Raw genomic sequence first — 21,952 nt, 5'->3', positions numbered from 1 at the left:
GACAACCATGCATATCGCGCCATATGACAATCAGAACAAACCCATCGTCGATGCGGATGACCCAACGGTTCCGCTGAACTACTTCAACATCGTCAAACTGAAAAAAGGCGAGGCGTTCGAGTATCAAGTACCGGGCTATGAGACCTGCATCGTCCCTGCAACCGGCAGTGTAGATGTTGAAATCGAAGGCCTTCAGTACCCCAAGCTTGGCAATCGGGGAGAAGACGTCTGGGATGGTGAGCCCGAGGGCGTTTACGTCCCTGTAGGTGCCAAGGTTCAACTGGTCTGCATGTCGGATGAAACCGAGGTTTTCATCGCGGGTGCAAAGTACGACAAGGTGTTGGAACCCTTTGATGTGCGCGAACATGACCTAGTTCAATATGGCAGCGATGACACCAAGACCCATCGCAAGATCAAGCATATTCTTGGTCAGAAACAGCACGACAAGGTCGGCCGGCTGCTGGTCAGTGAGTTGTTCACTGTTGGTCAGGGTGGCTGGTCCGGTTTTCCCAGCCATAAGCACGACACCAACCGACTGCCGGATGAAACCCGTCATGATGAGACGTACAACTTCCGCTTCAAACCCAACTGGGGGTCAGGCCTTCAGATGTTGCAACGCGAAGACAATGAGCCGGGGGATGCCTATCATATCGTCGACGGTTCAACGATCTGCATCGACAAAGGCTATCACCCCTGCTGCGTTCTGCCGGGATACGAGATGTACTATTTCACCATTCTCGGCGGCCTGAGCCAGCGTTCACTGGTCCAGTATTTCCAGCCCACCCATGCCTATCAGATCGAGACGATCCCCGGCATCAAAGACATGATTGCAAAGTTCAAATGACCCTTGTCACACTCTCAGACGTTCTGAAACCGGCTTATGAACAGGGTTACGCCGTTGGCGGTCTTGTGACTTTGGGTTGGGAAGACATGCGTGCCTATGTGGCCGCTGCCGAAGCCGAAAACGCACCCGTGATCCTGCAAGCGGGACCCAGCTGCCGCGAGCATACTCCGTTGCCGATTTTGGGCAAAATGTTCCGGCATCTGGCCGAAAACGCATCCGTCCCGGTCGTAGCGCATCTGGATCATGGCTACACGTTCGAAGACTGCAAAATCGCGCTCGACAGCGGGTTCACGTCGCTAATGTTTGACGGCTCCAGAAAACCTCTGCAACAGAACATCGATGAAACCGCAGCCATCGCGGAAATGGCACATGCAGCAGGTATATCCTGCGAGGGCGAGATTGGCTTTGTCGGATATTCCGGCGGAGAAGGATCCAACGGTACCGATCCTGACGAGGCGGCTAAGTTCGCGCGCGAAAGCGGTGTGGATGCGATGGCCATCTCGGTCGGCAATGTTCATCTGCAGGAAAACAAGGAAGGCGGGCTGGACGAGGCACGCATCACACAGATCGATGCTGTGACCGACGTACCCCTGGTCATTCATGGCGGATCTGGCGTGCCGGTGGAACAACGCAGCCGACTGGCACGCGAGACCTCGATCTGCAAGTTTAACATCGGGACTGAACTGCGCATGGCATTCGGTGCAGCATTGCGCGAAGCGGTGAACCGCGATCCCGATCGCTTTGATCGTGTGACGATCCTGAAAGAGACTATTGATCCGGTCGAGGCCGCCGCCCGCACTGTGATCCGTGCCTTCGGAGCGCCACCCCAGAGGTAGGCGCCCCTTCAGGTCAGACAGTGAATGCGGTCCGGAATGCCTCTAGGGCCGCTTCCGGATCGCCCGAAGCAAAGGCCTCCATACCCACCGGACCGCGATATTCGAGTTCATAAAGCGCCTTTGCGACCATCTTATAATTGATCTCGCCCGATCCGGGTTCACAGCGGCCCGGATTATCCGCCACCTGTATTTCACCGATCCATGGCAGGCACTTGTCGCACCACCGGATCAGATCCCCCTCGCCGATCTGCGTGTGATAGAGGTCGAGATTGATGCGCAATTGTGGACGGTCGACCGAAGACACCAATGCAAGCACATCAGCCGTGGACCCAAACGGACAACCGGGATGGTCCAGCAGATTGAGGTTTTCCAGCGTGAATACCACGCCTTCCTCCTCGGCCAGATCGCAGATGCGGTTCAGAGTATCACGCGCCTTGAGCCACATGTCTCCGCTCACAACATCATGCTGCCAGATCGGAATGCCACCATCGCCAAGCCCGGTGCCATGCAGGTTCAATCTATCTACATTCAGCCGCTTGCCGATCTGCGCTGTTTCCCGTGCTGAACGAAGCAGCATCTCTGCACCCTCATCATCCGCCAGACGCCCCTCGAGATAGCCGTTCATGATGGTGAAGTTGGCGCCGACAGCTTCGAGTTTTGCAAGATCCAGATCGAGCCAGTTCCAGAGCCCGACACCAAACCCCATCTCGGTCAGGCGGGCGGCACGCCAATCCATGGGTTTGTCCAGCCAAAGCATTTCGGCGCAGGCCGCCAGTTGGAAAGGTTGGGACATTCCCACTCTCCTATTTCGGTTGTTATGCGATTTCAGATGGAACCGGCTTCGACCATGAAGTTGCCGGCACTGCACATCGCTGCATCATCCGAGGATAAAAACAGCACCATGCGGGCGACATAAATCGGGTCAATCGGATCAGGCAGGCACTGGCGGTCAATCTGCTTGGCCAAGGCTTCGGGCGTGATCCACAACTCTTTCTGTCGCTCGGTCATGATCCAGCCAGGTACGACCGTATTCACGCGAATACGGTGATCACCCAGTTCGCGCGCCATAGTTCGGGTTAGCCCGTGAACAGCCGATTTAGCTGTAGCGTAGGCCGGGAATCCTGCCCCCGCCTCCCACCAGGAATTCGAGCCGATATTGACGATCGATCCACCGCCCTTTTCCATCATGCCCGGAGCGACGGACTGAATGGCGAAGAACATGTGGCGGATGTTGGTCGCCATACGCTCGTCCCAGTACTCGGGGCTGACCTCGCGCCAGTCATGGCGGTCATCATGGGCGGCGTTGTTAACCAGAACATCAGCATTGCTCAGTTCCTCAATCAACTGGCTAAAGGCATCCCGCAGGGCTTCGATATCGCGCAGGTCGCATTGGGCAAAGACATGCTCACCCTCCAGATCAACCAGCAACGCATGGCCAGCATCCGCGTTGATATCCAAAAAGCCGACCTTCGCGCCTTGCGCGGCAAAGCTGCGAACAATGTCTGCTCCGATCCCCGCCGCACCTCCGGTTACAAAAACGGTCTTGCCGTTCAGACTTGGGTAGTTCGCAAAGGCTTGGGTCAACTGTCACGCTCCATGATCCATTCCACCTCGGGGGCCGCAACGAAGCGCCATTTCCGAAGTGGTCCGGCCATGACGTTCAGGTAATACATCTCAAACCCATAAGGTGCACCGCAAGGGTGATGGCCACGCGGGACGGTCACAACATCGCCATCAGACACCGCCATGGTTTCGTCCAGTTGGCCGTCATCCGTATAAACCCGCTGAATGCCGAACCCATTGGCAGGATTCAGGCGATGATAATAGGTCTCTTCAAGATAAGTGATGCGCGGAAAGTCGTCTTCGTCATGACGGTGGCTGGGGTATGACGACCAGTGCCCGTTTGGCGTGAACACTTCGGTCACAAGCAGGCTGTCGGCGTAGTCCTCAGCTTCCATCGCAATGTTGTTGATGTAGCGGGTGTTCACACCCGTGCCGCGTTCAGTCAGCGTGATCCCGTCCGGGCCGATCCGCCGGGCCTCGTGACCACCTTTGCCGGGGGCCGAACACACGGCGATCACGCAATCGGTTTCGGCCACAGCCTGCCATTCGGTTCCGTTCGGCAGATAGAGGCAATGAGGTGGGGTCTTTTCAAAGACGTTCATCCGGTCGCCCAACACGCCCCAATCCTGATCCGCTCCGGTAATGCGCGCCTTGCCTTCAACCATCACAAGGATGACTTCGCGGTCTCCGGTTACCTCAGCTGCCCGGTCCCCCGCCTTCAAATGGTAGAGCCCGAAACCCACATATCGCCACCCGGCACTGGCCGGGGTGATGTCGTGCACCTTGCCACGGGTGCCAAAAGGTTTCTTGAGCAGGTCTGCCATATTTTTGTATCTCCTTAAAAGGCGGGCATTGGTTGCCCGCCAATAATGCTTCATGCAGCCTGCCGGGATTGCAGTGCAGCAAAAACCTCGGACAGTTGCGCCTCAGTCCAGCCTTCGGAAACCGCGCGTCGCAGGATATCCGCCTGACTTTCCGGTGCGTTACCTCCCACAGGTGGGTCCGTATCGAGATTGGTTGGGAAGGGGTATCCCTCTGCCGTGGCCGCTATGGCCGCGTCCAGTTCCGCTGCCGTCAGATCGCCCCGTTGTTTCAGTGCAATCAAAGATGGGAACACCGCCTCGGACATGGATCGTCTGTCGATGGCCTCCATCGCGCGGCCAAAAGCCGAGGAGATCTGCAGCAAGTTCGCCATTCGGTGAATATCAGCGCTGCTGTTTTCCCCTGCCGCATGGAACAGTGCCGGGTTGAAAAACACCGCATCACCCTTCTCCAACGGCAACTGGATGTAGCTTTCCTCGAAATAGGCTCGATGAGCCTCATCATGGAAGGCAACGTATCCCGGTGCATAAAGCTGTGAAAACGGCAACAGCTTGGTGGGGCCACTTTCAACCGGCATATCGCAATGAGCCACGGCCCCCTGCAATGTCAGCGTTGCCGTCACCAGATGGGCATGAATCGGGTAGCGCGCCGCGCTATCGGCGCTTTGGAACCCCAAGTGGTAATCACGATGCGCCTGCTGGGCCTTGCCTCCGGGGCGCACCTGATTGATTTGCGCTGTGACCTGATAGTTTGGTCCCAACCACGCTTCACACGCCGCCGCTATCGCCGTGTTCCCAAAATAGAGCGCAAAGCCTTCGGGGTCGCGCAGGCACTGTTTTTGCAGCGCATTCCAAATCCGGTCATTGGCCCCGGACGCAGCAAAGTGGTCGCCCTCACCGCCACTGCCTTGACGCTCTTCCTCTATGATCTGTCGAAAGACAGCCGTGGCCCGGTCGATCACTGAGGTATCGGCAAACGCCCCTTTCAGAACAATCACCCCGGCCGATTTATCCAGAACATGCCCCCACTCGGCCAACAGAGCCTTGCGCTTGATGGAATCCTCAAGCGTGGGTTGCAGCGCATGCATGTCATAGATTGGAACGTTTTTTTCAATCGAGGCGGCATGCGGCACCGCCTCGGCCAACAGGTTCTGCGAGGTCAACACCTTGAATTCATCCAGATCACAGGATTCCCGGTCGAAATAGCCGACGAAACCGAGTTCTTGATGCACCATGATTTTTCTCCTCTTTCATGGCTTCGGTGTTGCCCCGAAGGGCGGGTTGTTACGCTTTGATCTCCAATCCTGCCTGACCGCAGACTTCGACAATGTGGTCAAAGCCCTTCTTGGAGTATTCATATGGCGGTGCCTTGGCAGGGTCCTGTTCAGCCTCGACCACGATCCAGCCCTCGTAATCCATGGCTTTGAGCGCATTCGCGACCGCCTGGAAATCGATGCAGCCATCGCTTGGCACCGTGAATGCACCGGCAATCACAGCATCCAGGAAGCTACGATTATTCTCACGTGTGTCCTGCACCACTGCTGGGCGGATATCCTTGAAATGTACATGGTGCACACGATCGCCCCAGCGGTTCAGCGTGGCCATCACATCGCCGCCACCAAACAACAGGTGGCCGGTATCAAAGCACAGCTTCACTTCTGGCCCTGATCCTTCCATCAGCCAGTTCACGTCATCTTCGCTTTCGATGATCGTGCCCATGTGATGGTGATAGGCCATGGTCATGCCCTGATCCGCCATCCATTTGGCCAGCTCGGTGATTTTTGCGCCGTAGGCCATCACTTCGTCTTTGGTCAGCTTTGGCCGGTCATTGACCGGCGTCCCGATCTGCCCCTGAACTGTGTTCGAGCATTCGGCGTAGACGATACACGGGCTGTTCAGCGCCACGAACTGCTCGACCTGTTCCCGCACCGCCTCGCGTTCGGTTGTAAAGTCGTTGACCAGAGACGCGCCCGAACACCAGCCGCCACAGAGTGCGATGTTGTTCCCGTCGAGATAAGCACGCAGACCTTCGGTATCGCCAGGCATCCGCTGCCCGCGTTCGACGCCGATATATCCGATCTCGCGCGCCTCTCTCAGCGCCTGTTCCATGGTATAGGCGGCTGTCAGATCCGGCAGATCGTCATTTTGCCATGCGATCGGAGAAATCCCGATTTTCACGCTCATTTCGTGTTTCTTTCCTTGATGGCGGCTTCATAGGCCACGCGTTTTTCATTCACTTCGGGACGGATGCTGACTTCGGGCACTGCCACTTCCCACCACGTTCCGCCATATTCGGTGGATGGATAGGGATCTGTATCGATAACAACCACATAAGGTCCCTTGATATCGGCCCGCTTTGCCAGCGCCTCTTCGAGTTCGGCGATTGAGCTGACCTTGACCGATGTCGCACCCATCGAGGCCGCGTGGGCGGCAAAATCAATCGCTGAAGGCGACTCATGAACCGCGTGATCCAGCAGGTTGTTAAACTCTGCTCCGCCGGTGCCCATCTGCAAGCGGTTGATGCAACCAAAGCCACGGTTGTCAGTGATGACTACGGTAAAGGACACGCCCATCATGGCGGCCGTCGCCATTTCCGAATTGGCCATCATGTAGGTGCCATCACCCGTAAAGCAGATCACATCGCGATCCGGCTGGGCCATCTTGATGCCCATGGCGCCTGCAATCTCATAACCCATGCAGCTAAAGCCGTATTCCATGTGATAGGCACCGGGGCGCGGTGCCTTCCAAAGCTTATGCAGCTCTCCGGGCATCGTGCCGGCTGCGCACATCACAACTGTGTCGTCGTTCGAGGCTCGTTGAACCGCGCCCACAACCTGCATATCTGTCGGCAACGCATTGCTGTCGGCGGGTGCATCAGTAAGCGCATCCACCTTTTCGAACCAATCGGATTTCAGCGTATTTGACACCGATGACGCCTGATAATCGCCCAAACCGGTTCCCAATTCGCTCAAGCCAACACGCGCGTCCGATTGCAGCGGCATGGCACCATGCTTTTCGGCATCATACGCAGCGGTGTTCAGACAGACCATTTTGCGTTCAGGGTTTGAGAACAGACCCCAGGACCCTGTGGTGAAATCCTGAAGTCGCGTGCCTACACCCAACACCAGATCGGCCTCGGCACACACGGCATTTGCAGGCTCTCCGCCAGTTACGCCAACAGGGCCAAGATTAAGGGGATGATCCCACGCAAGAGATGACTTGCCAGCCTGCGTTTCTGCGACAGGCACATTGTGGGTTTCGGCAAAGCTTTGCAATGCGGCAGTAGCATCCGAATAGTGCACCCCGCCTCCGGCTACGATTACCGGACGTTTGGCGGCCTTAATCGCTTCGACGGCACGCGCAAGCTCACCTTCATCCGGTCGAATACGGCGTTGGTACCAAACGCGGGGCTCAAAGAAGCTTTCGGGATAATCATATGCCTCGGCCTGAACATCCTGACAGAAGGCCAGCGTCACCGGCCCGCAATCGGCAGGGTCGGTCATGGTGCGGAATGCGCGCGGCAATGCTGTCAACAGATGTTCGGGGCGGCTGATCCGGTCGAAATACCGGCTGACAGGACGGAAGCAGTCATTTGCACTTACGGTTCCGTCGCCGAAATCTTCGATCTGTTGCAGCACCGGGTCCGGACCGCGCGTAGCGAACACATCACCCGGCAGCAACAGAACCGGCAGGCGGTTAACATGCGCCAGCGCTGCTGCAGTAACCATGTTGGTCGCGCCAGGCCCAATTGAAGATGTCACGGCCATTGCGTGGCTGCGACCCATCTGCTTGGCATAGGCGATAGCCGAATGCGCCATGGTCTGCTCGTTATGTCCCCGATAGGTTGGCAAACTGTCTTTCACGGCGTGCAGCGCCTCACCCAGACCGGCCACGTTACCGTGCCCAAAGATGGCCCAGACGCCTGCGATAAACGGCTCTCCGGCCTCGTTCATCTGCGCCCCCAAATAACGCACCAGAGCCTGCGCCGCGGTCAGTCGGACTGTCTTGCTCATCACGATCCCTTTCAACACGAAGCCGCCATCGGCCTTCCGTTGGTTGTCACATTTGCGAAAGTGTCAGGCTTTTTTGCCGAGCCTGCAATCAGTGTGGCGTCCGGTGCCACCTTCCCTTTCGGATGCCCCTATTGGGACACCCGGAATATCCTAAGTTAAACCGTGCCGCCCAGCGAACCTTCAAGCTCGGCCATTTCCTGACCACCCGCCATCAGGTCCTGCAGCTCTTCGGGCGTGATCTCACCGCGTCGGGCCGTACCAAGCGTTTTTCCCCGGTTCAGCACGGTAAAGCGGTCACCTACAGCCAGCGCATGGCGAACGTTGTGGCTGATGAACACCACACCCACGCCCTGACTGCGCACGCGATCAATGGTAGCCAGAACGTTCGAAGTCTGACGCACGCCAAGAGCCGAGGTCGGTTCGTCGAGGATCAGAATCTTGGCACCGAAATATACCGCCCGTGCGATCGCAACGGTTTGGCGCTCGCCGCCTGACAGTGTTCCGACAGCCTGATCCGGGCCGCGCAGGTTGATGCCCATCTTGCGCATCTCTTCCATGCAGACATCGTTTGCCTGTTCGACATCAAATCTTTTTAGCAAACCCCGGCCTTTGGTCGGTTCGCGCCCCATGAAGAAGTTGCGCGTAACGCTCATCAGCGGGATCATCGCCAGATCCTGAAACACAGTCGCAATGCCTGCTTCCATGGCATCTCTGGGCGTGTCGAAGTGCAAAGGTTTGCCTTCGAACAAGATCTCGCCTTTGGTGGGTTTATGAACCCCGGACATGGTCTTGATGAAGGTGGATTTGCCCGCACCGTTGTCGCCCAGCAGACAGTGACACTCACCCGGCTTCACATCAAAACTGACACCAGCCAGAGCGATGATGTTGCCAAAGTGCTTTTCGATGTCTTTCATCTCGACGATCGGAGCGGCGTCAGTGGCGGAGTCCCCGTGATGGAATTTGGTATCCTCGGTCATATCAGCGCTCTCCCGTTACGCGTTTACGGATCGCGTTGTTGAACAGAACGGCAATCAGCAGCATCGCGCCCAGGAAAACCTGGAACCAGTCCTGATCGAAATCAGTATAGGTCAGGCCGATAACAACCATGCCAAAGATGATTGAGCCGAAGAATGCACCGATGGCTGAGCCATAGCCGCCGGTCAGCAGACACCCTCCGATAACAGCGGCGATGATCGCTTCAAATTCTTTCTGGAAGCCACGGCGGGCATCGGTCGATCCAGCATCCATCACTGTGATGATGGCAACCAAAGCGGCACAGCAGGCGGTCAGCATGAACAGCGAGATCTTGACGCGGTTCACCGGGACGCCCGAGTTTGATGCGGCGGTCTTGTCACCGCCCGAGGCGAAAATCCAGTTGCCAGCAGGGGTACGCAGCAACACATATGTTGCCGCCAGCGCCAGCACGACAAACCACAGAATTTCCACCGGGATACCCGGCACTTTGGGTGCGCCGCTTTTGAATGTATCGATCATTCCGTTTGCGGCGAGCCATGCGAACAGGCTGCCAAATGCTTCACCTGAGAACATCGGCGACAGCCAATCGTTTTCGACCGCGTCACGGACGCCACGCAACTGTGTCGACCCGCCGGTAGCTGCCTTCAGACCCACCAGCGACAGACCGCGCAAGATGAACAGGAAAGCCAGCGTGACGATAAAGGATGGCAGGCCCGAGCGGATCACGATCGTGCCGTTGATCGCGCCGACGAAAGCCGCAAAAACAAATGTCATGGGGATCGCGACGATCAGTGGCAATTGCCATGTCACCACGCAGACGCCGAAGAACAGGCCAGAGAACGCCACCATCGAACCGATGGACAGGTCGAACTCACCCCCGATCATCAGCAGCGCCGCGCCGATCGCCAGAATGCCCAGCTGCGCCGCAGGTGTCATGAAATTCATGATCCCGGCAAGGGTAAACATCGAATCATCCGCCGTAAGGGCGAAGAAGATGACGACCAGAACCACCCCGGCCATGGCGCCAAGCTCGGGCCGTTTCATGAGCTTGGTCAGGAAAGGCTCTTTCTTGACCCTTTCATCCCCTGCGAGTTGAGCTGAATCACTCATCGTTTCCTCCCATTCGGTGGGAACGGCGCTGGTGCGCCGCCCCGTTTGTTCAGGTGTTGGTGTTGATCAACGGATGCCTTGCGAGGACAGTTCGATCACCTGAGCTGCCTTGTCCTGCGTGATCAGGTTCGGACCCGAAGGTACATTGCCACCCGGCATCAGGCCGTACTTGGCGTGCAGACCCATGAAGTTCACCGACAGGTAACCCTGCAGATACTGCTGCTGGTCGATTGCAAAGGCTGCGTCGCCATCCGCGATCGACTGCAGGAAGTTGGCCGACAGGTCGAAGGAGGCAACATTCACGTCACGGCCCGAACCTTTGACTGCTGCTACAGCAGGCTCACCGGCCGAGCTGGCACCCAGTGCCATGACGGTGTCGATGGCTTCGTTCGCAGCCAGAGCAGCAGCAACCTTGGATTCAATTTCTGACGGATCGTTCGAAGTTGGCAGTACCTCAACGTTTCCACCGAAACCTTCGGCAAAGCCCGCGCAACGCAGGTCAAGGGCAACGTTGCCTACTTCGTGGTTCACACAGATCGCGGTGCTGCCGCCCATCGAGGCAAGCTCTGCACCGGCTGCCTTGCCCGCGTCGAACTCATCCTGACCCACGTGTAGCAAAGCGCCCAGATCTTTCGACACATCCGAGCCCGAGTTGATCGAGATCACCGGAATACCCGCTGCGACGGCGCGTTCGATTGACGGGCCAAGCGCGTCCGCATCCGGGATCGAAACGATCAGGCCATCGGGTTCCTGGTTCACGGCGGCATCGATCAGCTGCGACATGGCGACCATGTCGAAAGTTTCGGGCGCGCGGTATTCGACGTTTACACCGACGTCCTTACCGGCCTGCTCGACACCGTTCTTTACCACGTTCCAGAATGCATCATTGGCCTGGCCGTGCGAAACGACAACAATTTCCTGCGCGAAGGCCGGCGTTGCGAGCGCCAGCGCGCCTGCGGCCAATGCACCTTTAACGAACTTGTTCATTTGGTTTCCTCCCATTGGAACAAATTTTTCTTCGTGTCGGGGTCTCAACCCCAAGCATTCGGCCAAGCCGAATCTCTGCGGCCCCGCACCAAAACGGGGTCTAATTCAGTTTCCGGATATCCAATCATTTTGCAACCGGTTTCAAAATTTCGGACATCGCGACCGGTTGACCGGTCTGTGCGGAACGCGTCGCGGCCTCGGCCATGGCCAATGCGGCAACACCATCTTCCAGCGTCACAGGCAGTGAAGATCCAGACAGAGTGGCCTGAACAAACGCATCCCATTCCGCCTGATATGCGGGCATATAGCGCTCGAGGAAAAAGTAGGTCGGTTTCGCGCCGACAACGCCGTCCGCAGTCGATTTGACCAAGGTATTTTCCAGCATGTTCTGCGCCTGTAGCAGGCCCTCGGATCCCAACATCTCAACACGCTGGTCATATCCATAGACCGCACGCCGCGAGTTCTTGATGACCGCGATCCGCCCATCATCGTAAGCCATTGTAACAACAGCTGTATCGACGTCTCCGGCGGCCCCTATTTCAGGATCGACGATAGATGTTCCTACCGCTGAAATGACCTTGGGCAACTGCCCCATCAGATAGTTGGCCATATCAAAGTCGTGGATCATCATGTCCCGGAACAACCCACCGGAAACCTTGATATAGCTGACCGGCGGAGGCGCCGGATCAAAGGACGTGATCGACAGCATTTCGGGTGTCCCGATCTCGCCGGCATCTGCTGCGGCTTTGAGCGCCGAAAAGTTCGGGTCGAAACGCCGGTTAAAGCCAATCATCACAGGCTGACCGTTAGCGGCTGCGGATTTCTGGCAGGCGACGGCACGGTCAAGGTCCAGATCGACTGGTTTTTCACACAAAACCGCTTTGCCAGCCTGAGTCGCCGCCTCGATCAAATCGGAATGGGTGTCTGTTGGCGTGGCAATCAGAACGGCATCAATCGAAGGGTCCGCGATGATTTCGTCGGAAGGCCGCGCCTCAGCTCCGCTTTCCGCAGCCAAACCCTGAGCCGCATCCTCAATGGCATCCGATACAGCGCACAGCTGGCTTTGGGGATGTGCAGTGATGGCCTTTGCATGAACACGACCAATGCGCCCAGCCCCAAGCAATCCGATCCTCAGCATGCAGTTCTCCCGAATCCTTAATTTTCGGGTGCCAGAATGATTCTCTTTGCAACCGGTTGCAAGATATTTTTTGCATACATCTCAGACAGCCCCGAATTAAGCCTGATCGTCGGGTCTATGCCCCCGGTCCGAACGGATCAGACCACAGTGCAAACAACAAAAAAGGGCAGCCGATGCGGCTGCCCCAGAGCTGAATTCTCCGGTCTCTTACAGTTTGATGCGGAACGCAGCGAACCCATCGGCACCTTCGCCTGCATCCTCCAGTGACACGCCCTCGACATCACTTAGATAATCACGGGCCTTGGGTCCGGTTTCAAACAACACGCTGGTGTCGTTGAGAGGGGCGAAAGACCAGTTTGCATCCGCCTTTGGATCGATGGTTCCCTGTTCGACGATGTAACGCACGATAACGTCGCGATTGGTGTCCGGTGCCTCGAAGATAATCGTGTCACCCATTGCACCGGGGAAAGATCCCCCACCCGACGCACGATAATTGTTGGTCGCTACGATGAACTCCATATCGTCTGTCACAGGCGCGCCATTGAATTCGAGGTTCACAATCCGCGCCGCATCGGGGTTGAGCTCTTCTCCCTTCGGGTCAAAGCGCGATGGCTGGGACAGATCGATTTGATAGGTCACGCCATCCATGACGTCGAAATTGTAGGACGGGAAAGACGGGTTCAGCAGAATTGCGTCCTCCGATCCAACTTCGATCTGGTTGAACATTCCTGCGGACCGCTCGAGCCAGCCGCGGACCTGAGCCCCGTTTACGCGCACGGCCCGCACCGTGTTCGGATACAGATAAAGGTCCGCCACGTTCTTGATCGCAACATCTCCCACAGGCACATCTGTGTAGTATTCGGGGCCGCCGCGGCCACCGGCCTTGAACGGAGCCGCTGCAGACAGGATCGGCAGACCCTCATGCTCGGTGCCTTTCAGCATCTGTTCGACATACCATTTTTGCGCGATCGAGACGATCTGTAACGAAGGATCATCTGCAACCAGCGCAAAATAGCTGTGCAGCGGCGCCGAGGTCTTGCCAACCGCGCGGCGAACATAAGCAAGGGTCTCGTCATGGTCGGTGGCAACCGAGTCCAGCACCTTTTGGTCATCCCCCACCAGCGCGGTGATCGAACGATCTTCGTTGCGTTTCGAAATGGGGCGCGCCTCGGATGTTGTGGTCACCACCCGCCACGTATCTCCGTCACGTTCGAGCAACAGATCCAGCACGCCAAGATGCGACCCCCAGAAGCCCCCCATGACAGCGGGCTTGCCCATCAAAGTACCCTTTTCGACATCCACACCGGGACTGTCGGCAAAGGTGGGCGATGGGAACACAAGATGGTTGTGACCAGTAACCAGGGCATCGATACCTTCAACCCCCGCCAAGGGTACCGAGGCATTTTCCATCCCTTCCGAATGATCCGCCTCGCCGATACCCGAGTGGGACAAGGCGATGATTAGATCGCAGCCCTGCTCCTTCATTTCTGGAACATACGCCTGCGCAGACTCAACAATGTCACGGGCCTGGACATTGCCTTCAAGATGCTTGCGATCCCAGTTCATGATCTGGGGTGGGGTAAAGCCTATGACGCCGATCTTGATGGGATGCGTGCTGCCGTCGCCCAACTCGATTTCGCGGTCAAGGATTGCGTATGGGGCAACCAGCGTTTTGTCGTCACGCGCAGTCGCGCCTTTTTCCGTGACAATATTCGCCAGAACAACCGGGAATTCGGCCCCGGCAAGCGACTTCTCGAGAAAGCTCAGACCGTAGTTGAATTCATGGTTGCCCAATGTGGCTGCATCATAGCCGATGGTGTTGAACGCTGTGATGATCGGATGGGCGTCCCCGTCTTTCATCCCGCGCTCGTAGGCGATGTAATCCCCCATTGGGTTGCCTTGCAGAAAATCACCATTATCGACCAGCAGCGAATTGGTGGCCTCGGCCCGTATCTGGTTGATGATTGAGGCAGTCCGCGACAAGCCAACCGTATCTCGCGGCTTGTCGGCATAATAGTCATATGGGAACACGTGCACGTGGATATCCGTGGTCTCCATGATCCGAAGATGCGCCTGATTGCCAGCCGCAGAAGCCGAGAATGGATGAAGCGTGGCCAATGCCACCCCGGCGGTTGTCGTTGCAAGAAACTGTCGGCGCGAGATTGAGAAATTACCGGAAACAGACATCTTCAAACCTTTCTGAAATTGAGTTTGACGTGTGTTTAGAGTGCCTTTGACAACAAAAGCATGACACGGGCGGCAATACTGGCCCTTGTCACATGTTCAACATGTCTGAGTCGTAGTCTGCGCTGATATCCCGGGGTTAGTAAAGCACGTCCTGGGCTGACACGTTTGTCAGGCTCCTAAATCTGGTGCCGCGCCGAAACGTAACGGAACAGTGGCAAAAGCTGACATGCACCGACACAGTTCGACCGGATTGGGTCGGCGATAAGGGCCTGAACAATTGGTGGGGAGTATTCGTGTTGCGCAAAGCACTTAAAATATTCGTTGGAACAGTGGCTTTGCTTGCAGTCGCTGCAACGGGGTACTTGCTGTTCGCACCGCCGGATTTGCTAAAGGTTGGCACGAATTACTCAGCCAAAATCGTGTGTTCCAATGTCTTCATTGCAGGCCGTGATCCTGACGAAGTGCTGGAGATCGACGTGCAGGCCCCGGGGCATCCACTCCTCAAACAGATCTCGATTGAGGTGGACCAAGACGCACAGACAGTAAAGGCCTGGATGTTCGGCTTTTTCGCACCGGCCACATCGCAATATCGCGACGGTCTTGGATGCACAAATGTTCACGAGGCCGCGCTAAGCGACCGAACTCTCGCAGCTCCCGCGCCTTTGCCAGCCGGTCCATGGCCACAGGGCAATGATGTGAGTCTGTCTCAGAATCCTGAAGTCCTGAACATAATGTCTGACAACGAACTGTTGGGCGAAGGCTATCGCGCGGTTGTTGTTGTTCGAAACGGACGGATCGTGGCCGAGGCTTACGCAGACGAGTTTGATGAAAACACACCGCTGCTGGGCTGGTCGATGACCAAAACGGTGACAGCCGGACTGATTGGAACGCTGATCAAGTCGGGCCGCATGTCGCTGGATGACACGCTTATAGATAGCTACCCGGATTGGTCGCAGGACAACCGCAAGGACATCACAGTCAGGGACATGCTCGCAATGTCGAGCGGGTTGCAGTGGAACGAAGAATATGGCGACGTATCAGACGTTACCAGAATGCTCTACCTCAACGATGACATGGCGGAATTTGCCTCGGGCCGGGACGCAGGCGTCGAGATCGGCACCGAATTCAACTACTCGTCCGGCACATCCACAATGCTGTCACGGGTCTGGCAGGACAAGCTGGACAAAGACAGCCTCAGCTATCCGCGTGACGCATTGTTCAAGCCGTTGGGTATGACTTCAGTTGTGTTGGAAACCGACACCGATGATACCTTTGTCGGGTCTAGTTACATGTACGCAACCGCGCGTGACTGGGCCCGTTTCGGTCAACTATTGCTGCAGAACGGGGAATGGGAAGATCAACAGCTTCTGCCTGAAGGATACACGGACTGGATGTTCGAACCGGTCGAAGTCTCAGACAATCTGTATGGCAAAGGCCATCTCTGGCTGGAAGCGCCGGGCGGATACCCCCCTTTCGAAGATTCAGTCTGGCTTCAGGGGCATGACGGGCAGTTCATCGGCGTATTCCCATCACATGACATGGTGGTTGTACGGCTTGGTCTGACGCCCTCTCGGCTCGAGTACTCTTCTCTTCCGCTAGCCAAAGAGCTGATCGTCGTTTTCGGAGAGTGACGCACCCGCGATCAGCAACCAAGTTCAGCCTGCAGATCGCGGACACCGTTACCGTCCTGATCTGCGACACCACTGTCGATCAGGCGACCGGTCTGACCGCATCGGATGACGCTGTCGTTCTGATCAATCATCTCGGGCCGTTCGGTATAAGCGACCAGCCCGCTACCCAGCACCGTATAAAGACCATCAGGTTGCGGGGCTGAGTAGTATCCCTGTACCTGGATGATGCCGACAGTTTCATCGAACAGGCCGGTCTCAAGCCGCGTCGCCTCGATACCGGATGGTTTGGGTTCGCCATAGACACGGACCAGATCACCCGATTGCAAATGCTGTGGACTGATCCCGCTGATCAGGCTGCTGCCAACAACCAATGCGCCGTTCTGGTCTGAAGACAGATATGTTCCACTGATGCGGGCCTGATATTCAGTGCCGATCAGGAGTTCAATCCGCGACGCACGAACAGCCTGGTCCTGCCACAGACCGCTGACCGCAACCCAATCCCCCACCATCAAATCCGGAAGCGTCTCGCCGACATTGACCCTGGTACCCAGAACGGCCAACTCACCGTCACCAAAATCTGTGACCTGACCCACCAGTGGAAAAACCTGACGGATATGGCGGGCGTGCCAACCATCTTCGACCCGTTCAGCGACAATCGCGACCGTGTGACCGGGCTCCAGATCACCAGCGGTCATAGGCTCGACAGACCCGCTTATCGGCATCATGTCATCGACTTGTATGTGCAGACCGTTCACATGAATGCTGCCCAGATGGGTGATCGTCCCAACAATACCGGTACCGATAATTCCACCTTCTCGCTCTTCCTCACTGCGGCCCTGCGCCGGAGCATAAACCCAGAGCGCGATCAGGAATGCGGCCAATATGCGGGGAAACAAAACCATGGCTACTCCCCGTCTTCCTGCGTCCCATCCGGAGAGGGCAGGATATATGCGCCCAGTGCGAACCGGCCCGTATGGCCACCCTTGTGATCGTGGTCCTGCAGCTTACGAGCCAGCGCATTAATGTCCTGCAACAAGGTCTGCGCCCGTTCATCGGATATCCGCCTCAGCTCTTCGATCGACTCAGCCGACAGGTGTGAGTATCGGACGGCACGATCGAAATTCCGCGCCGCGCCCGGTTCGGCCAGCAGGTTCTGGGTCGCCGCCATCATGTGCACCGACAGGGTTGCCTGATAGGCCGCCACCTGCTCTGCACCGCCACCCGAAGGCAGAAACGCATGGGTCAGAAGACGTAATCCCCCTGCCCCGTTCTGTTCGACGATATTCTGGTCCAGCAGCGTTTTCAGGACAGTTCCCGGCGCCATGTCGATCCGGGCAAGACGGACCAGATCGTCAAATCCCGGCCCATCCTCACCCCCCTTGCGTGTGAGTTCACGAGGATCACCGGATTCATCCTGAAATTCAGGAGACGTGGCCCAATGGCTGATTACCAAAGCCGCCGCGCTGCAGCTGCGTCTTTCCGGTGTATCCTCATCCAGATTGCGCAGTCGCTTTACATCTTTCCGGTGAAGACCCGTCAAAAGGCTGGCACGACTGTCGCTGAGCGCGGCGTCGGAGCTCTGTTCCGCTGCGGTCAGCAACGCTTTTTTCAGTGCTTCGGTGGCCGATCCTACCGTGACGCCATGCGCGACCATCGCTTGCGCCAGTGGCTCAAGCAGTGCGGCCAGCGCGGATTCAAGAGGTGGCTTGGAGTTCGTCGGCATCACGTCACTCGTTACAGGTTGGTCTCTGATAACATTTCTCAGTTGTTAACCAATTCAACGGTTTCGTGACCATAATGTGATTGATTGTGACGATAAATGGGAATTTTTCCCATTATCACTAAGGCGTGACCCTCTCAGAAAAGGAAAACGCCATGCAGAACTTTGCTGTCAATCCTCTGAAAGACTACCATCCCCTGACACTCCCCAAACCCGGCAATGACTGTCTTGCTGATCTCAACTCTGCAGATCGGGCCAAATTCCGGGCCTTTGGATGGGGTCCAACACTTGCACCGCGCCACGCAACAATTGCCGACGCACTGCGCCATCAACTTCATCAGAATTCCGATGCTATAGCCGTTGAATGCAGCAGGCATGCGCTCAGCTATGCGGCGCTGGATGAAGCGTCAAACCGACTGGCCAACGTGCTGCGGGCCCATGGTGTGAAACGCGGCGATGCCGTTTGCCTGTTCCTGCACCGCTCGATCGAGATGGTGGTCGGCATTGTCGCGGTGATGAAGCTGGGGGCTGCCTATGTTCCGCAACATGTGGGTGTTGCCCCCACAGAAACCCTACGCCATGTGGCAGAAGTTACCGGCGCTAAGGTTCTACTTAGCCTGAGCTCTCTAGCCGATCAGGTGCCCGTTGCGGTCAATCAAACTCTGATCACCATCGATACGATCATGTTCGATCCGATGCTGGATGCTCCCGCCCCGGATACCGCTGCTCACCGTGCCCGAGCGGACGATCTTGCGATGATCCTGTTCACCTCCGGAACGACGGGTGTACCGAATGGCGTACAGGTCACTCATGCCAATCTGGCCAATATCCTGCTGACTTCGCCGGGTGATCTGGGAATGCGGCCGGGACTGCGGGTTGGGCAGATCCTGTCCATTGCCTTCGACATGGCCGCGTGGGAGACGCTGGGTGCCCTGTCCAATGGGGCAACATTAGTCATTCGCGGTAAATCCATTCAAGATACTGCAGAACGGGTCGATGTGCTGATTGCCACCCCTTCGATCCTGAACGCGCTGGACCATAGCCGGTGCCAGCAAGTAAAAGTCGCCGCCGTCGCCGGAGAGCCCTGCCCGCGTCCATTGGCAGATGCCTGGTCGTCCTTTTGCACCTTTTACAACTCATGCGGCCCGACCGAGACCACGATCATAAACACGGCTGAGCCACATCATCCTGACAAACCCATCCTGTCGATCGGCCGCCCAACACCGAACAACACGGTCTATGTTCTGGATGAAAATCTGCGCCCCCTGCCCATCGGGCAGAAGGGAGAGATGTGGGCTGGCGGTGATTGCGTGACAGCAGGTTATCTGGCCAACCCCAAACTGACCTCAGAACGTTATCGCCCTGATCCGTTCCGGCCCGGTCATATGATGTTCCGTACCCGTGATCTGGGTCGATGGTCCCCGGATGGAGAGCTAGAGCATTTCGGGCGTGTCGATGATCTGGTCAAAATCCGCGGTTTCCGGGTTGAACTGGACAGCGTCACAAATGCGCTTGAAGCTTCACCCTGCTGTCAGCAGGCGGTGACTCTGCAATATGACAGCCGAAACCTTGTCAGCTTCATTTCCCCCGGTACGGCCTGCCCCAAACGGGCGACGCAATCGGTCGCTGATCGCCTGCCCTATTATTGCAGCCCGATCATGGTGATGCCCTTGGACGCCCTGCCCCGAACCCCGCGCGGCAAGCTGGATAAGAGACTGTTGCTGAAACTTGCGCAGGACCACATCGCCAAGACCCGGACGGAGCTGAACTGATGACAACCGAAGCTACAAATCTGGAATCCCGTGCGCTGAACTGGCGGCGGGTTACCCGGCACCCGGCGCTGATGGAATATCGCCGACTGGCACTGCTGGTCGCGCTGGTGAATCTGGGTGTGTTCGCGATGGGGCTGCGTGAAGGTCGCTGGTTATCCGGGAATGAGTACACGCTGTCCCTTATCGCGGACATGGCGTTGATCAACCTAAGCATCGGAATCCTGATCCGACAGCAAAGGGTGGTCAACGCTCTGTTCTGGCTGGCCACACGAGTCCCGACATCGTGGCCGCTCTGGATACGCTGGGGCGCCGGAAAGGTGTTTCACTTTGGCGGATTACATTCGGGCTGCACCGTTGCGGGCACGATCTGGTTCGGTTTTCTGCTGTTTGGCATGGTGTCCAACCGTGTGGTCGGCGCATCCATCCCCTCGGATCTGACCCTTGGGCTAAGTGCAACAATGGTTGTGCTGATGACAATCATGGTCGTCTCAGCGCTGGGGCCAATTCGCGCCCGTTTTCACAACGCGTTTGAAAAAATCCATCGCTTCGTCGGCTGGACTGTTCTGGCGCTGTTCTGGGCGCAAACGATCTCGATCACACACGATATGGGCGGTGAACTGTTACAAAGCCCGGCGTTCTGGATGCTATGCCTGATCACATTGTCGATCCTGTCCCCCTGGCTAACCCTGAAGCGTGTGAGTGTTGAGATCGAGAAGCCTTCGAACCACGCTGTAATCGCCCGGTTCAATTATGGTGATACGCCATTCCCCGGCAGCTCCAACGCGATCAGTCACACGCCGTTTGGCGAGTACCATTCCTTCGCCAATATCCCTGCCCCGGACGAATCCGGCTATCGACTGGCGATCAGCCGTGCCGGAGACTGGACAGGCAGGTTCATTGACACTCCACCAGACAAGGTCTGGGTCAAAGGGATCACCACCTCGGGTGTTGCCCGGATCGAGGTTCTATTCAAAAAGGTGGTCTATGTCGGCACCGGGTCGGGCATCGGGCCGATCCTGCCACATCTGCTGGCGGGTGACGTGCCCAATCGCCTGATCTGGTCAACACGAAGCCCGCGCAAAACCTATGGCGATGCTCTGGTCGACGAGATCGAAGCGAACACCGAAAGGCCTCTGATCTGGGACACCGACGCGCAGGGCAAGCCAAACCTTTCAGCATTGGCATTGCAAGCTGTACGCGAGAGCGGTGCCGAGGCAGTCATCGTGATCTCGAACCAGAAACTGACACGAAAAGTCGTACACGACATGGAAAGCCTGGGCATCCCGGCCTACGGCGCAATCTGGGATAGCTAACTATGTTTGAGACAATCGAGACATCCATACAGGGGCGGGTCGCAACGATCCGCTTCAATCGGCCGGATCAACTCAACGCCCTGAACACACAAGTGATGGAAGAGGTGCTCGCTGCTGCATCCGGTTTTGAGGCTAACCCGGATATCGGTTGCCTGATCCTGACCGGTAATGGCCGCGCCTTTGCGGCTGGCGCAGACATCGGTGAACTGGCAGTCCAAACCTATGCCACGATGCAGTCCAGCGATTTCTTCGCAGGTTGGGACCGCTTTGCGGCGCTTCGTATTCCCAAAATTGCGGCCGTCAATGGCTATGCCCTGGGCGGCGGGTGCGAGGTTGCGCTTATGTGCGATCTGGTCTTCGCCTCGGAAACCGCAAAATTCGGGCAACCCGAAATCAAGATCGGTTGCATTCCGGGTATTGGTGGCACACAGCGCCTAACCCGTTTGATTGGGCGCGTTCGCGCGATGGATATGATCCTGACCGGGCGCATGATCGATGCGCACGAAGCCCTGCAGATAGGTCTGGTCAGCCGGTTGGTACCTTCTGACGACCTCGCAGATATCGCAATGGAAACGGCGCAGATGATCGCGGGATATGCCCCCGACATCACCCAGATGGCACGTTCATGCGTGAATATGGCCGAGCAAAGCACGCTGGACACCGGAATACGGCACGAACGCCAAACCTATCACGCGCTCTATGGTCTGCCTGCTCAAAAGGAAGGCATGGCAGCATTTCTGGAGAAACGATCACCGAAGTTTCATCCTGACTGAGCCAAGTCATGACGTTCATTCCCGGTTTTGAGATGAGATAGACTTGGTTCAGTTGCGGTCTCTTGCGAACGATGGCCTGTTTAGTCGAATACAGATGATCCGAAAAGAATCAGCTCGGCGACGGAGACGGGCCATTCAAACAGCATGCTCAGTTAACCAACTAAGCAGTGCAAGTTTCGAGCCGCGCTCATTCTTCCAAAAAACTCGCGACTGAGACTCAGTAATGCGCAGATAGCGGGCTTATAGCTTTTTTTGCTGGGCTACCGAAT

Annotated in this window: 19 protein-coding genes; 6 read left to right on the top strand and 13 right to left on the bottom strand. The window is 56.9% G+C overall.

Features of this window, described 5'->3' with window-relative positions:
- The first annotated feature begins 7 nt into the window (after positions 1-7).
- Both GOX61_RS10760 and GOX61_RS10755 read left to right on the top strand, forming a co-directional pair.
- The gene (locus GOX61_RS10760; protein WP_170333587.1) at positions 8-844 is read left to right on the top strand and encodes a 5-deoxy-glucuronate isomerase; all 837 of its coding nucleotides are present in this window, start codon (positions 8-10) and stop codon (positions 842-844) included.
- On the top strand, positions 841-1,680 hold the full coding sequence (locus tag GOX61_RS10755; RefSeq protein WP_170333585.1) for a class II fructose-bisphosphate aldolase: 840 nt from the start codon (positions 841-843) through the stop codon (positions 1,678-1,680). The genes GOX61_RS10760 and GOX61_RS10755 overlap by 4 nt, the downstream gene beginning before the upstream one ends.
- A gap of 13 nt (positions 1,681-1,693) precedes the next feature.
- Here the strand turns inward: GOX61_RS10755 and GOX61_RS10750 are convergent, their stop codons facing one another.
- From GOX61_RS10750 to GOX61_RS10700, 11 genes are all read right to left on the bottom strand, one after another.
- Positions 1,694-2,473: a TIM barrel protein gene (locus tag GOX61_RS10750; protein WP_170333583.1), complete on the bottom strand. Its 780-nt coding sequence runs from the start codon at positions 2,471-2,473 to the stop codon at positions 1,694-1,696.
- Between the two features lie 32 nt (positions 2,474-2,505).
- Positions 2,506-3,264: an SDR family NAD(P)-dependent oxidoreductase gene (locus tag GOX61_RS10745; protein WP_170333581.1), complete on the bottom strand. Its 759-nt coding sequence runs from the start codon at positions 3,262-3,264 to the stop codon at positions 2,506-2,508.
- Positions 3,261-4,067 (bottom strand): 5-deoxy-glucuronate isomerase, encoded by an 807-nt coding sequence (gene iolB, locus GOX61_RS10740; RefSeq protein ID WP_170333579.1) that lies wholly within the window; start codon positions 4,065-4,067, stop codon positions 3,261-3,263. The genes GOX61_RS10745 and iolB overlap by 4 nt, the downstream gene beginning before the upstream one ends.
- 50 nt (positions 4,068-4,117) lie before the next feature.
- Positions 4,118-5,299 carry a phytanoyl-CoA dioxygenase family protein gene (locus GOX61_RS10735; RefSeq protein ID WP_170333576.1) on the bottom strand — a complete coding sequence of 394 codons (1,182 nt, stop codon included), beginning with the start codon at positions 5,297-5,299 and terminating at the stop codon, positions 4,118-4,120.
- A gap of 49 nt (positions 5,300-5,348) precedes the next feature.
- A complete protein-coding gene (gene iolE / locus GOX61_RS10730; protein WP_170333574.1) occupies positions 5,349-6,248 on the bottom strand; it encodes a myo-inosose-2 dehydratase in 900 nt (299 codons plus the stop codon).
- Entirely contained in the window at positions 6,245-8,077 is a 1,833-nt protein-coding gene (iolD, locus tag GOX61_RS10725) for a 3D-(3,5/4)-trihydroxycyclohexane-1,2-dione acylhydrolase (decyclizing) (protein WP_170333572.1), read from the bottom strand. The genes iolE and iolD overlap by 4 nt, the downstream gene beginning before the upstream one ends.
- A 155-nt stretch (positions 8,078-8,232) precedes the next feature.
- Complete coding sequence (locus GOX61_RS10720; protein ID WP_155148563.1) at positions 8,233-9,054, bottom strand: ATP-binding cassette domain-containing protein; 822 nt, start codon at positions 9,052-9,054, stop codon at positions 8,233-8,235.
- A gap of 1 nt (position 9,055) precedes the next feature.
- A complete protein-coding gene (locus GOX61_RS10715) occupies positions 9,056-10,162 on the bottom strand; it encodes an ABC transporter permease (RefSeq protein ID WP_155148562.1) in 1,107 nt (368 codons plus the stop codon).
- A 66-nt stretch (positions 10,163-10,228) separates the two neighbouring features.
- Positions 10,229-11,149 carry a sugar ABC transporter substrate-binding protein gene (locus GOX61_RS10710; protein ID WP_155148560.1) on the bottom strand — a complete coding sequence of 307 codons (921 nt, stop codon included), beginning with the start codon at positions 11,147-11,149 and terminating at the stop codon, positions 10,229-10,231.
- 124 nt (positions 11,150-11,273) lie between these two features.
- Positions 11,274-12,287: an inositol 2-dehydrogenase gene (gene iolG / locus GOX61_RS10705; RefSeq protein ID WP_170333570.1), complete on the bottom strand. Its 1,014-nt coding sequence runs from the start codon at positions 12,285-12,287 to the stop codon at positions 11,274-11,276.
- Between the two features lie 207 nt (positions 12,288-12,494).
- Positions 12,495-14,474: a bifunctional 2',3'-cyclic-nucleotide 2'-phosphodiesterase/3'-nucleotidase gene (locus GOX61_RS10700; RefSeq protein WP_170333568.1), complete on the bottom strand. Its 1,980-nt coding sequence runs from the start codon at positions 14,472-14,474 to the stop codon at positions 12,495-12,497.
- 185 nt (positions 14,475-14,659) lie between these two features.
- Here GOX61_RS10700 and GOX61_RS22425 point away from each other — a divergent pair, with 185 nt between their 5' ends.
- Positions 14,660-16,105: a serine hydrolase domain-containing protein gene (locus tag GOX61_RS22425; protein ID WP_217353836.1), complete on the top strand. Its 1,446-nt coding sequence runs from the start codon at positions 14,660-14,662 to the stop codon at positions 16,103-16,105.
- A gap of 11 nt (positions 16,106-16,116) precedes the next feature.
- Here the strand turns inward: GOX61_RS22425 and GOX61_RS10690 are convergent, their stop codons facing one another.
- Both GOX61_RS10690 and GOX61_RS10685 read right to left on the bottom strand, forming a co-directional pair.
- Positions 16,117-17,007 (bottom strand): DUF5666 domain-containing protein, encoded by an 891-nt coding sequence (locus GOX61_RS10690; RefSeq protein WP_170333566.1) that lies wholly within the window; start codon positions 17,005-17,007, stop codon positions 16,117-16,119.
- Positions 17,008-17,009: 2 nt separating this feature from the next.
- A complete protein-coding gene (locus GOX61_RS10685) occupies positions 17,010-17,828 on the bottom strand; it encodes a DUF6502 family protein (RefSeq protein ID WP_170333564.1) in 819 nt (272 codons plus the stop codon).
- 152 nt (positions 17,829-17,980) lie between these two features.
- Between GOX61_RS10685 and GOX61_RS10680 the strand changes: the two genes are divergently transcribed.
- Genes GOX61_RS10680 through GOX61_RS10670 form a run of 3 tightly spaced genes read left to right on the top strand, consistent with a single transcriptional unit; the run spans position 17,981 to position 21,683 of the window.
- Positions 17,981-19,597, top strand: coding sequence for an amino acid adenylation domain-containing protein (locus GOX61_RS10680; protein WP_170333562.1), 1,617 nt, complete (start codon positions 17,981-17,983; stop codon positions 19,595-19,597).
- Entirely contained in the window at positions 19,597-20,910 is a 1,314-nt protein-coding gene (locus GOX61_RS10675; protein ID WP_170333561.1) for a hypothetical protein, read from the top strand. Before GOX61_RS10680 ends, GOX61_RS10675 begins: the two co-directional genes overlap by 1 nt.
- A 2-nt stretch (positions 20,911-20,912) precedes the next feature.
- A complete protein-coding gene (locus tag GOX61_RS10670; RefSeq protein WP_170333559.1) occupies positions 20,913-21,683 on the top strand; it encodes an enoyl-CoA hydratase-related protein in 771 nt (256 codons plus the stop codon).
- The last annotated feature ends 269 nt before the right edge of the window (positions 21,684-21,952 follow it).

The organism is Ruegeria arenilitoris (genome assembly GCF_013030265.1).
Classification (GTDB): domain Bacteria; phylum Pseudomonadota; class Alphaproteobacteria; order Rhodobacterales; family Rhodobacteraceae; genus Ruegeria; species Ruegeria arenilitoris_E.
This window is presented reverse-complemented; position numbering and strand designations above follow the sequence as displayed.